This is a genomic window from Mucilaginibacter pocheonensis (assembly GCF_031456535.1).
Taxonomy (GTDB): domain Bacteria; phylum Bacteroidota; class Bacteroidia; order Sphingobacteriales; family Sphingobacteriaceae; genus Mucilaginibacter; species Mucilaginibacter pocheonensis.
Window position 1 is genome coordinate 1,290,883 of sequence record NZ_JAVDUU010000001.1, and the last position, 12,182, is coordinate 1,303,064.

The window sequence follows — 12,182 nt, forward strand, 5'->3', positions numbered from 1 at the left end:
CTTTTCGTCTATATGATGCTTGCAACGTAAAATTTTCTGCCTGTTTAATAGTGAAATGGTGTTTATACTGTATTAACTTTTATATATTTGACCTCGCAATCAGTATAATTATAGCTGAATTTTTATTTTTATGACAGTTCTGACAAACGGGATAAGTGAAAAGTACGAAGTGGTTGTAGGCCTCGAAGTACATGCCCAGTTATCCACTTTAAGTAAGGCGTTCTCGGCAGATTCAGCAGCCTTTGGCGCCGAACCGAACCACCACATAAGCGCTGTATCGCTGGGACATCCGGGCACTTTGCCTTTCCTTAACAAAAGGGCGGTTGAGTATGCGGTGAAAATGGGCCTTGCTTGTAATTGCACCATCAATCTTAACAATAGCTTTGCCCGTAAAAATTATTTTTACGCGGATTTGCCTAAAGGGTACCAGATCACGCAAGATCAGGCCCCGATTTGTTTGGGTGGATATGTTCCTGTAAGATTAGCAGACGGAACAGAAAAAAGTATTGCCATTCACCATATCCACATGGAGGAAGACGCGGGCAAAAGTATGCACGATCAGCACCATGCCGATTCGCTGATTGATTTGAACAGGGCAGGGGTGCCATTGGTTGAAATAGTGTCGCAACCAGATATGCGAAGTGCCGAAGAGGCTGGTCAGTTTTTGACCGAAACACGCAAAATACTACGCTATCTTGATATTTGTGATGGCAACATGGAAGAGGGGAGTATGCGCTGCGATGCCAATATTTCGGTAAGGCTTAAGGGCGAAACCGCATTTGGGAACCGCTGTGAGGTAAAAAACCTTAATTCTATACGTAACGTTCAGCGCGCTATTGAGCATGAATTTGCAAGGCAGGTTGATATTATTGAAAATGGCGGCCATATAGATCAAAACACGCTGAATTTCAATGCAGATACCGGCGAAACTTCGGTTTTGCGCTCCAAAGAAATGGCTAATGATTACCGCTATTTCCCTGAGCCCGACCTGCCGCCATTGAAGCTAAGCACGCAGTATGTTGATGAGATACGCAAAAAACTGCCGCAGCTGCCAAACCAGCTTTATCATAAGTATACCGAACAACTGGGCCTTTCGCCCTATGACGCCTCGGTATTAACGGCCGAGCGCGACCTCGCTTTTTATTTTGAAGAGCTAATTAAGCACACTAAGCTTTATAAACCCGCGGCCAACCTGCTCATGGGGGCGGTAAAATCATACCTGAATGATCATGATGTGGCTATAGGTAACTTTGCCGTTACACCACAGCATCTGGCGGGTTTAATAGAACTTGTTGACAGTGGCGTGATAAACAATTCTGTAGCTTCGCACAAGTTATTCCCGGCAATGGTTAAAGAACCGGGTAAAAATGCCGAACAGCTGGCTAAAGAACTAAATCTGCTGATCAGTTCAGATAATGACGATGTAAGCCGCTTTATACGCGATGCCATAGCTAAATATCCTGACAAGGTTATAGAGTACCGGAAAGGTAAAAAAGGTGTTTTAGGATTGTTTATGGGCGAGATCATGAAAAGCTCGAAAGGGAAGATCGATCCGCAGAAAACAAACCAACTGCTGATAAAAGAATTAGAATCAAAATAAGAATGAAGAACCGCATCATCCTATCAGGTATATTTTTATTGACTGCATTCCTTTTTTCATGTAAGGATAAGTCGGCGTTTACCATTTCGGGTACCATAAAAAACCCGGCCAGCTTAAAATTGGTTTACCTGCTTGAGGCTGACAGCACCCAGGTAAAAGTTGTTGACTCTACCAGCCTGAGCGAAAAAGGCAAATTTCAGTTTAAACAGGCAGCGCTTTATCCCAATTTATATAAGCTGCGTATTGGCGAAAGCATATATGACCTGATAGCTAAAAACGGCGACGATATTGAATTTAGCACCGATCTTAAAGATAATACCCACACCTATACCATAACTGGGTCTGATGATTCGGATAAGATAAAGGAGTTTAACAAGATCAGTAACTTTTACGGCGAAAAAAATAACAAGGTAGTTGCTGAGTACCAGGAAAAATCACAGGCGCTGGGCAAGCAGTCAGACTCGCTGCTGAAGATATATATGCCTGTATTTCAAAAGAACATGGCTGATTATAGTGCTGCTGTATTGAAATTTGTTAATGATAACAAGAAATCGCTGGCTGGTTTTTACGCCGCCACATCATTAGATGTTTATAAATACGAACCACAGCTGGTGGCCTATGCTGATGAAATAAAAGGCAGCTTTCAGGATAACCCCGGGGTACAACAGTTTATTAAACAGATGGAAAAGGCCAAACCGGTTTCTGTTGGTCATAAAGCTCCCGATTTTACAACGGGCGGTATTGATGATAAACCGGTAAAATTATCAGACTTTAAAGGCAAGTATGTAATGGTTGATTTTTGGGCTTCATGGTGCCAGCCCTGCCGCCAGGAAAACCCTAATGTGGTAAAACAATACAATGCCTTTAAATCAAAAGGGTTTAACATTTTGGGTATATCGCTTGATAAAGAGAAAAAAGACTGGCAAAAAGCCATCAATGACGATAAATTAACCTGGGCGCACGGATCAGACCTAAAGGGCTTTGAAGGGCCTACAGAACTGCTTTATCATATTGAGGCCATACCGTCAAATTTTATCATTGACCCTCAGGGAAATATAGTTGCAAAGAATATTACAGGTGCTGATCTTGAAGCTTTTTTAAACAAAACATTTAGTAAGCCTCAATAAATCGTTAATATAAGGTAACCTTTAACAATTTGTTAATATTGTCTTAACTTTTAGCTTTTGTAAAGCGTATACTTTTATACAAAAAAATTAACGTGCCATGAGCAACTCTTCCAAACAGAAAATACTTATTGTTGACGACGAACCTGATATTTTAGAATTAATTGAATACAATCTGAAAAAAGAAGGTTACCAGGTGTTTTTGGCCCGTAACGGACAGGAAGCCGTTGCTGAAGCCAAAAAATCACTACCTGACCTGATAGTGCTGGACATCATGATGCCTAAAATGGATGGCATAGAGGCATGCCGTATTATGCGTACCATGCCAGAGTTTAAAAACACCTTTATGGTATTTTTAACTGCCCGCAGCGAAGAGTACTCTGAAATTGCCGGTTTTAATGTAGGTGCCGATGATTATATTGCCAAACCTATTAAACCACGCGCCCTGGTAAGCCGTATAAACGCTATTTTACGGCGCAACGCCCCTGCCGAAGATACCCCTGATAATAAACTTGAAATTGGCGATCTGGTTATTGACCGCGAAGCCTACCTGGTTTATAAAAATGGTGTTAAGGTGGTACTGGCAAAAAAAGAATTTGAATTGTTATACCTGCTGGCCTCAAAACCAGGCAAGGTATATACCCGCGAAGTGATCCTTAAAAATATTTGGGAAGACTCGGTTGTGGTTACAAACCGTACTATTGACGTGCATATACGCAAGCTTCGTGAAAAACTGGGCGATGATTGCGTGGCCACTGTAAAAGGAGTAGGCTACAAATTTGAAGCATAACTAATAATTAAAATTTTATAAGGCCCTCGTTTTATTTATATAAACGAGGGCCTTTTTTTTAAAAAAAGTTTTGCTAAGTATTAAAAATATATGCGTTTTTAGTGATTGAGATTGGGCTTTTTACCTGTTTTGTGTCCAATTGATAAACATATATAATAGTTTATTGAATATAATAAAAGAAGAAAAATATCTTTGCAGATATCATAGATTTATTATTATATTTAATCAAACGTTAAACCATGAAAAAAAGCTTACTTTATTTTATCTTATTTACTTTATGCCTTACTGCATGTAAAAAGGATAAAAAGAATAATCCGCCACCATCAGGTAAAACCTATGAAGTTACCTTTAATGTATCAGGTTCGGGCCAGGCAATTAGCTCGGATGGTAAACAGAAAATCAATAGTTTAAAAACAAATGCAATTGGGCCGGCGGCCAGCCTTGCAAAATTATTGTTTTACCTGGTTTATGATTCAAACGGAGCCTTGTTTCATCAAATTAAGCAAGACTCAACCATGGATAATTTTGGAAGGATAACTGATAATTTACCTGCAGGTACCTATACTGTTTACATAGTTGCCGGTGAGAAAGGGCTTAGTACAAGCGGAGAACCCAGTCAATTTGGATATCCCAATACGGAAGGACCCGGAGCAATCTGGAAAGATCTATTTTATAAAAAACTTACAATAACGGTTACTAATACTGCAATAAATCAGGACGTTACCCTTGCAAGAGTAGTTGGGCAACTGCAAATTAATGTGGAAGATGCCATACCCGCAAACGCAGCCAAATTTGTAGTTAAAATAACCGACGAAAACATATATTTTGATTTTAAAAACGGAGTAATGGGCGGGGCTTATGGGGGCCAGATCAATAATACCATACCCGCCGCCGCAATAGGCACAACCAATTACAAGATCACCAGAATTATTGGAAATACGTCAACACCAATGACGGTGCAAATAATCTGTTATGATTCAGCCAACACTATTATAGCTGATAAGACAATAAACAATGTGAATTGTGACATTAATGTTAAAACCATTTTGTCAGGTAAATTATTTGCTGTAAGTAACGGCTTTGTAGTTGGCTTAAACAATACCTGGGATCCAACACCATACACAACTGTTGGGTATTAATTTAATTATTTCTTATACGTTATTTTAATTCGATGAAACATACTATAAAATTACCTGTAATGAAAAGAATTATACCCGTTATAATGTTGTTTTCATTAATTTACAGTTCATGTAAAAAGGACCATTCAAAAGAAACAAAGCCAGATGGCAAGCAGTATGCTTTAACTTTTCATGTTAAGGGTTTTTCTCAAACTGATACCATTTTTGAAACCAGTAAACAAACAACAAATAGTGTTAAAGCATCGGATGTAGCGGTATCACCATCTTTAATTGATGTGCTTTACTGTAAAGTTTATGATGCCACTGGTAAAGTTGTTGTTCTTACCCAGCAAGTTTCTACACAGCCTAATTTTGGAACAATAACCAATAATTTGGCCCCTGGTAACTATACTGTAGTTCTTGCCGGTGGAAAAAATGGTCTTTATATTTTAAAAGACGCGTCAGCCACCGTGAGTTCATTGTCAACAGATATACTTGCTTTTAACGCTGTAAACATCTCCGGAGGAGAAAGGGATAATACTATAAAAGATACTTTTTATAAAAAGATATCTGTAACAGTTGGTGCAGGCGACGTTTTTCAGGACGTAACTTTAGATAGGGTAGTAGCACAACTGGCAATAACCATACAAGATAAACTACCTGCTACTGTAAAGTATATAACCTTGGTTATAGAGCCATGGGTTAACGCATTGCCCGTAAATGGCAATAATGCCTATTATAACAAAGGTGTTAGCTACCTGCCGGGGCTTACAACAACAATACCTGCCGATAAATTGGGTACAAGTAATTTTACAGTTTACGCCTTAGTGTTCAAAAGGGCGGCTCCTTTTAAGGTAACCTTGCTTGCCCAGCAAACAGCCACCAGTGTTCATTTTGGGAATACGGGATTTACAGAACCGTGGAGTGATGTTTGGGCTAAGACAATTGCCGGTCGCGTAATACCCAATGTAACAGTAAGCGCAAATAAAACAACGGTGATTACCGGTAAGCTTTTTGGTGGTTCGGGTATTGCAGACACCACAGGCTTCCACATATCAATTGATCCCGACTGGAACCCAACTCCTGTTACTATTCCATTTTAAATACCTAAACCTTTATATTACTTTAAAAACGAAGTGGCAGAGGTAAAATCTCTGCCACTTTTTTGCTTTTTGTATTACAAGGCAACTTGGCCCTAATGACTGTTTAAATTATAAACCGTATTTTTGCCGGCTATATTTAAAGTATGAAGTTTCCAAAATTTGCCGACCTGATATTGTTTGAAAATGATGACGTGATTGTTGTGAACAAACCCCCGTTTTTAAGTTCGCTTGATGAACGCGAGGGAGGAGAGGTTAATTTGCTTCGGCTGGCCAAAAACTATTGGGACGATGCCCAGATCTGTCACCGGTTGGATAAGGAAACTTCAGGCGCGCTGATCATTGCCAAAAATCCGGAGGCTTACCGTATGGTATCTATGCAATTTGAAAAGCGCCAGGTAAAAAAGGTTTATCACGCGGTGATTGATGGTACCCACACATTTGAAAACCTGCTGATAGATCTGCCTATTTTAAACGTGGGCAAAGGAAACGTTACCATTAGCAGGCAGGAGGGTAAACGGGCCGAAACGTGGTTCCAGTCGTTGAGGTACTTCAAGCATTACACTTTGGTGGAGTGTCGCCCGGTAACGGGTCGTATGCACCAGATCCGTATACACCTGGCTACTCAGAGAGCGTCTATTGCCGGTGATGAGATGTATAAAGGCGAGCCGGTTTATCTTTCAAAAATAAAACGCAAGTACCACCTGGGTAAAGATCAGGAAGAACTGCCTGTTATGAAACGTTTTGCCCTGCATGCCTACGAGGTTACTTTCAAGATAAACCCCGACACAGAGATCACTGTACATGCCCCGTATCCAAAGGATTTTGAAACATTATTAAAATTACTTGAAAAGTTTGATAGTTAATTTAAATAATGATGGTGTATTAATTTGGTTTTGTCATAAGCAGGCGTAAATTTATAGCGTGTATTAAAGCGTGATTGCATGTTTAAACGGCTATCCTTAACCTTGTTATTTGTACTCAATTGTTGCTTTAATGCTGCCTTTTCTCAACAGGCTGTAAAAAGGGATAGTCTTTTGGATTATATGCAGCTGAAAAACCAGCGCCTGCGTGAGCAAAAAGTAGTAAATTACATTAAAGCAAATATTCAGGATACTCCGCTGGAAGGGCTTGATCAGGAAAAAGACCTTATAATCAGGTCAATTTCGGGGCACAGCTTAGAAAACAAAAAGGCCTTAATACTTTTTACCCAGGCCATTTACCAGAAACGGCTCCTGCAATTTGAAGCGGGCAAAAAAAGCCTATTAGCAGCAATTGAACAGGTACAAAAAAGTTCAGACCATTTTTTACTGTATAATTTTTTTTCCTTCATGGCATTTATACAAACCGATGAGGGTAATCCTATTGATGCGGTGTACAGTTATGGGATGGCAAAAAACGAGGTTAAAAAACTACAGAACCCTTTCCTGGAAACTATCCTTAATGTTAACATCTCCGACATATATTATAGGACCGGGTTATACAGCCAGTCGTTATTTTATTTAGACAAGGCGCAGAATTTATATGTTGGATATAATTTAAAGGAGGAAAATGTTTTAAGGTTAATAAATTACAACAAGGCCGAAAATTATTTCAGAACAGGTAATTATGATTCCCTAAATGTATATCATCAAAAGTTAAGCAAGCTTGCCAACTATACCAATAAATTATTCACCTCAGAAAAACGTGTCGGTTATTACTTGTTATTATTAAAGCGTAATTATAAAGCCGCCATACCCATTATTAAGGCACTGGTAAAAGACAGCATGTTTGTAAAAGTTGATATTGATGAGCAATATCTGGCCAGCGCCTATTTTAATAACGGTCAAATAGATTCTGCCAGGTATGTTATCAACGGCCTGCTGGCCCGTCCATCGTTGGTAAATCACCCCGAAATAAAATTTCATTTGTATGAGACGCTGGGCGAAATAGCCCAGCTTAAAAATGATAACAAAATGGCAGCAGATTACTTTAAACTGGCGCTGCAGCAATCAAAGCAAAATGTAAATAATCTTACCCAGGTAGGCAACATATCATCGCAAATGAAAATTAACGATGTGCAGAACCTGTACTACGAAAATATGCTCGCCTATAAAAAGGAGCAGCTGAGGCTCCGGTTTATTGTAGCGCTCGCATTTTTAATAGTAGTGGTAATTACCTTATTTTATCGCAACAACCGGCAAAAACGGCATTACGAAAAGCTGCTGTATGCAGCGCAAAAACATGAGCTGGCTACCATTAATTCACACGAGGTGCGCAACCATCTGTCGAATATATTGGGCTTGCTCGATTTAATGAATGATGATGACAAAGAGGACAGCGAACTTTTAAAAACAAAAGACTACCTCCAATATTCTGCCGAACAACTGGATAAAGCCCTGCGAAACGTATCCAAAAAGTTAAGTGATTAATATAAGTGTATTAATCAACCGTTTTTATTTATACTGCTATATCGTTTTTGTTTTTTTAATCTGTTGAGCTTTTTTTAAATCCAAAATATCGCTTTAAACTTGCTTTTTTTTGATATTTTGCGTTTTTAATAAAAAATGGATGTTTTTTATAAGTGAAAATGTAAAAATGTTAAACGAAGCTTTTGTTAACACTGTTTTTACGTATTTGAGCTCAAAAAGTAACGATTGTTGAAAAAAATTATAAAAATTTCACAATTTTATAATGATTTTTATAAAAATAGTTTAAATTCGCCCTAATAATTGAGCTGATTAACACTAAAACATTCAATAGAACTACAATTTTACAAATTAATTTAAAAAATGGCAACTAAACTCGAGTACATTTGGCTTGACGGGTATAAACCAACACAAAGCCTGCGCAGCAAAACTAAAATTGTTAAAAGCTTTAGCGGTAAAGTAGAAGATCTGGAAAACTGGAGCTTTGATGGTTCATCAACTGAACAGGCACCGGGTGGCTCTTCAGATTGTATCCTGAAACCAGTTTTTACTGTTCCTGATCCACAAAGAAAAGATGCTTACCTTGTAATGTGCGAAGTGTTGGATTCAACCGGAACACCTCATGAGTCAAACGGCCGTGCACTTATCCAGGATGATGACAATGATTTCTGGTTTGGTTTTGAACAAGAATACTTCCTTTGGGATCCTAAAACCGACAAACCTCTTGGTTTCCCGGCTGGTGGTTATCCAGGACCACAAGGCCCTTACTATTGCTCCGTAGGCGCAAACAACGCTTTCGGTCGCGAGATTGTTGAAGAACACTTAGACGCTTGTTTAGAAGCAGGTTTGAACGTTGAAGGTATCAACGCCGAGGTTGCTGCTGGTCAGTGGGAGTTTCAGATATTTGCTAAAGGTGCTAAAGAAGCAGGTGACCAGATCTGGGTTGCCCGTTATTTATTAGAAAGAATTGGCGAAAGCTATGGTGTTTCTATCAACTGGCATTGCAAACCATTAGGTACTTTAGACTGGAATGGTTCTGGTATGCACGCTAACTTCTCAAACACTACTTTACGTACTGCAAACAGCAAAGAAACTTTCACTGCTATTTGCGAGGCTTTCCGTCCTGCTGTTGCTGAGTGTGTTGCCGTATACGGTGCCGATAACGATAAACGTTTAACCGGTAAACACGAAACTGCTTCTATCAATGACTTTAGCTATGGTGTATCTGACCGTGGTGCTTCTATCCGTATCCCATTATATACAGTTGATCACAACTGGAGCGGTTACCTGGAAGATCGTCGCCCTAACTCAGCTGCCGATCCATATAAAGTAGCTGCAGTTATCATCAAAACTGTAAAATCAGCAAAAGTTTAAGCCCCTTTAAATACTTTTTAATTATTACCTCCCCCGGTTCAAAAAAGCCGGGGGATTTTTTTTGTCGTGTAATTTAGTTTTATTGATGTTTTTTATATTCCCGGTAGTTACCACCGGGTATCAGGTACAAACCGTGAACGGGTAAATTGTAAACATATATCCAGCATTTAACCGGGCCGTTGCTGGTTTCAACAATAGTTTGTGCTCTGATAAACAGGTTAGGTTGCGCCTGGTTATCGCCAAAGCCTTCATAATCGTCAATAATTTCCAGAATCTTTTTAGGCTCGTCCATTAAATAAATACTGCCGTGAACATACTGTTCGCTATGAGCATCGGCAATGGCGCCCGGGAAATCGCCAATATCATAAAGCCATCCTTTAAACTTGCCGGGCCGCAGTAGGGTACAATGTTGCTGTAAGTAAGCGCCATAGCTATTGCGGCTATCAAGCAGGGTGCCATAAACAAATAAATGCCGGTTGGTTTGTTTCATAATTAGCCGGTGTTGTAAACGGTAAGGGCAAATTCGTATTTATATCTTTAAACACCAAAGGCAATTTTTTATGTTTACATCATAATGGTTATCTTGCTAAAACATAACCTGCCTTATATATTATATCATGAACCAGGAACAGATTAAAGCACATATAGAAGAAAATAATATACAAAAAATAAAATTTGCCTTTGCCGATATTGATGGCATTTTGCGCGGCAAGGTAATCCACCGTAAAAAATTTATGGAAGGCCTGCAAAGTGGTTATGGCTTTTGCGATGTGGTATTTGGCTGGGACAGCAATGATGTTTGTTATGATAATGTACAGCTTACCGGTTGGCATACCGGCTACCCGGATAAACTTTGCCGCATTGACCTGTCAACTTTACGCAATATCCCCTGGCAGGATAATATCCCTTTCTTTCTGGCCGATTACAGTAACCCAAATGGAAATGATCTGCCGGCCTGCCCGCGCAGTTTGCTTAAACACATTACCAAACAATGTGTGGATATGGGTTATCATGCCGAGTTTGCCCAGGAGTTTGAATGGTTTAATTTCAGGGAAACACCGCAATCCATTAATGATAAAAACTTTACCAATATAAATACCCTTACTCCGGGCATGTTTGGTTACTCTATACTGCGCACATCAGAAAATAGCGATTTTTATTATGACCTGTTTAACCTGCTTACCCAGTTCAATGTCCCCATTGAGGGCCTGCATACCGAAACCGGACCGGGCGTATACGAGGCTGCTATTGCTCATAGCGAGGTTTTAAGTGCTGCCGACAAAGCCGTATTGTTTAAAACCGCCGTAAAGGAAATTGCCTATAAGCACGGCATCATGGCATCGTTTATGGCTAAATGGACCGAAACGCTGCCCGGCTGCAGCGGACATATACACCAAAGCCTGTGGAGTGCCGATAGGGCAAACAATCTTTTCTACGATGCGGCTGATGAACACAAAATGAGCGACCTGCACAAGCATTATCTTGCCGGGCAGCTGCATTGCTTACCGCACATATTGCCCATGTATGCCCCAACCATAAACAGCTTTAAACGCCTGGTTGAAGGTGCCTGGGCGCCTACTACTATTACCTGGGGAGTGGAGAACCGGACTACCGCCCTGCGGGTGATTAATACCACACCTGCCTATACCCGCCTTGAAACCCGCATACCAGGGGCTGATACTAATCCGTACCTGGCTATGGCTGCTGCATTGGCCTCGGGCTTGTACGGTATAAAAAATAAATTACCACTAAACATTCCGCAAAGCGTTGGCAATGGTTATCAGGATAAAAAGAACGGTGTATTGGCCACCAACCTGTATGATGCTGCTATAACCATGCAAACCTCGCCTATAGCAAAAGAGCTTTTTGGCGAAGGCTTTGTTGATCACTTTACCCAAACCCGCCTCTGGGAGCATCGCCAGTATGCCAAACATGTTACCGACTGGGAGTTGAAACGCTATTTTGAGATCATTTAGGTTGTCTGAACCGTGATTAAACAGATTTTTCGGATTAACGGATTTTGAATTGCATATTAAAAAACAATCACAGTAATCGCTTAATCCGATAAATCCCGATTCAGACAAATAATCCCAGTTCAGGTAAAAGAAAACCTAATAAATAACAGATGGATCAATTAAAGCACGAGGAAATTACACGCAAAGTAATTGGCTGCGCTATGCGTGTACATACTGCCTTGGGTAATGGTTTTCAGGAAGTAATTTATCAAAGAGCGCTTGAAATAGAAATGGCTCTGGATGGCTTAGTCTTTGAGAGTGAAAAAGAATTGCCAATTTACTATAGGGGAGTAGATATCGGAACCCGCCGGGTCGATTTTTTTGTTTCGGGACTGATCATGGTAGAGCTTAAGGCCATTATTGAGCTGGAAGATGTCCATCTGGCACAGTCTATCAATTATCTTGAAGCATTTAATATGCAGATAGGCTTGCTACTTAATTTTGGCAGCAAATCGCTGTTGTTTAAACGTTTGTTAAATAAAAAGTTCAAACCATAAATCCGCCTTAACAATATAAAAAAAGAAAAAAAAACATATAAACTCCAAAGGGAGAGTCTTGGTAATCCCTTAATCTGCTTAATCCAGGTTCAGACAAAATTGATCCCATTTCAAACAAAAGACGTTTATACAAAAATTCGTTATTCCATAATATTA

Annotated in this window: 11 protein-coding genes; 10 read left to right on the forward strand and 1 reads right to left on the reverse strand. The window is 39.8% G+C overall.

All coding sequences use genetic code 11. The features are described 5' to 3' along the window. Positions 1–130 precede the first annotated feature (130 nt). The 8 genes from gatB (at position 131) to J2W55_RS05350 (ending at position 9,514) form a co-directional block, all read left to right on the forward strand. On the forward strand, positions 131–1,600 hold the full coding sequence (gene gatB / locus J2W55_RS05315) for an Asp-tRNA(Asn)/Glu-tRNA(Gln) amidotransferase subunit GatB (RefSeq protein WP_310092799.1): 1,470 nt from the start codon (positions 131–133) through the stop codon (positions 1,598–1,600). A 2-nt stretch (positions 1,601–1,602) separates the two neighbouring features. Beyond that, positions 1,603–2,727, forward strand: coding sequence for a redoxin domain-containing protein (locus J2W55_RS05320; RefSeq protein WP_310092801.1), 1,125 nt, complete (start codon positions 1,603–1,605; stop codon positions 2,725–2,727). A gap of 97 nt (positions 2,728–2,824) precedes the next feature. Further along, on the forward strand, positions 2,825–3,514 hold the full coding sequence (locus J2W55_RS05325) for a response regulator transcription factor (RefSeq protein WP_172335194.1): 690 nt from the start codon (positions 2,825–2,827) through the stop codon (positions 3,512–3,514). Positions 3,515–3,753: 239 nt separating this feature from the next. Next, positions 3,754–4,653 carry a FimB/Mfa2 family fimbrial subunit gene (locus tag J2W55_RS05330; protein ID WP_310092804.1) on the forward strand — a complete coding sequence of 300 codons (900 nt, stop codon included), beginning with the start codon at positions 3,754–3,756 and terminating at the stop codon, positions 4,651–4,653. Between the two features lie 59 nt (positions 4,654–4,712). Then, on the forward strand, positions 4,713–5,735 hold the full coding sequence (locus J2W55_RS05335; RefSeq protein WP_310092806.1) for a hypothetical protein: 1,023 nt from the start codon (positions 4,713–4,715) through the stop codon (positions 5,733–5,735). A gap of 143 nt (positions 5,736–5,878) precedes the next feature. Then, complete coding sequence (locus J2W55_RS05340; RefSeq protein WP_310092808.1) at positions 5,879–6,598, forward strand: RluA family pseudouridine synthase; 720 nt, start codon at positions 5,879–5,881, stop codon at positions 6,596–6,598. Positions 6,599–6,676: 78 nt separating this feature from the next. Then, positions 6,677–8,143, forward strand: a complete 1,467-nt coding sequence (locus tag J2W55_RS05345; protein ID WP_310092810.1) for a tetratricopeptide repeat protein — start codon at positions 6,677–6,679, stop codon at positions 8,141–8,143. A gap of 360 nt (positions 8,144–8,503) precedes the next feature. Continuing rightward, positions 8,504–9,514 carry a glutamine synthetase beta-grasp domain-containing protein gene (locus J2W55_RS05350; protein WP_310092812.1) on the forward strand — a complete coding sequence of 337 codons (1,011 nt, stop codon included), beginning with the start codon at positions 8,504–8,506 and terminating at the stop codon, positions 9,512–9,514. 79 nt (positions 9,515–9,593) lie between these two features. On the opposite strand, the gene J2W55_RS05355 is transcribed toward J2W55_RS05350, so the two are convergent. Beyond that, the gene (locus J2W55_RS05355) at positions 9,594–10,004 is read right to left on the reverse strand and encodes a gamma-glutamylcyclotransferase family protein (protein ID WP_310092814.1); all 411 of its coding nucleotides are present in this window, start codon (positions 10,002–10,004) and stop codon (positions 9,594–9,596) included. Between the two features lie 127 nt (positions 10,005–10,131). Between J2W55_RS05355 and J2W55_RS05360 the strand changes: the two genes are divergently transcribed. Both J2W55_RS05360 and J2W55_RS05365 read left to right on the forward strand, forming a co-directional pair. Beyond that, positions 10,132–11,490, forward strand: coding sequence for a glutamine synthetase family protein (locus J2W55_RS05360; protein WP_310092816.1), 1,359 nt, complete (start codon positions 10,132–10,134; stop codon positions 11,488–11,490). Between the two features lie 149 nt (positions 11,491–11,639). Further along, entirely contained in the window at positions 11,640–12,026 is a 387-nt protein-coding gene (locus J2W55_RS05365) for a GxxExxY protein (protein WP_310092818.1), read from the forward strand. Positions 12,027–12,182: the final 156 nt, after the last annotated feature.

Coding starts and splice junctions, on each gene's coding strand:
- gatB (WP_310092799.1), top strand. CDS start 131: ATGACAGTTCTGACAAACGGGATAAGTGAAAAGTACGAAGTGGTTGTA.
- J2W55_RS05320 (WP_310092801.1), top strand. CDS start 1,603: ATGAAGAACCGCATCATCCTATCAGGTATATTTTTATTGACTGCATTC.
- J2W55_RS05325 (WP_172335194.1), top strand. CDS start 2,825: ATGAGCAACTCTTCCAAACAGAAAATACTTATTGTTGACGACGAACCT.
- J2W55_RS05330 (WP_310092804.1), top strand. CDS start 3,754: ATGAAAAAAAGCTTACTTTATTTTATCTTATTTACTTTATGCCTTACT.
- J2W55_RS05335 (WP_310092806.1), top strand. CDS start 4,713: ATGAAAAGAATTATACCCGTTATAATGTTGTTTTCATTAATTTACAGT.
- J2W55_RS05340 (WP_310092808.1), top strand. CDS start 5,879: ATGAAGTTTCCAAAATTTGCCGACCTGATATTGTTTGAAAATGATGAC.
- J2W55_RS05345 (WP_310092810.1), top strand. CDS start 6,677: ATGTTTAAACGGCTATCCTTAACCTTGTTATTTGTACTCAATTGTTGC.
- J2W55_RS05350 (WP_310092812.1), top strand. CDS start 8,504: ATGGCAACTAAACTCGAGTACATTTGGCTTGACGGGTATAAACCAACA.
- J2W55_RS05355 (WP_310092814.1), bottom strand. CDS start 10,004: ATGAAACAAACCAACCGGCATTTATTTGTTTATGGCACCCTGCTTGAT.
- J2W55_RS05360 (WP_310092816.1), top strand. CDS start 10,132: ATGAACCAGGAACAGATTAAAGCACATATAGAAGAAAATAATATACAA.
- J2W55_RS05365 (WP_310092818.1), top strand. CDS start 11,640: ATGGATCAATTAAAGCACGAGGAAATTACACGCAAAGTAATTGGCTGC.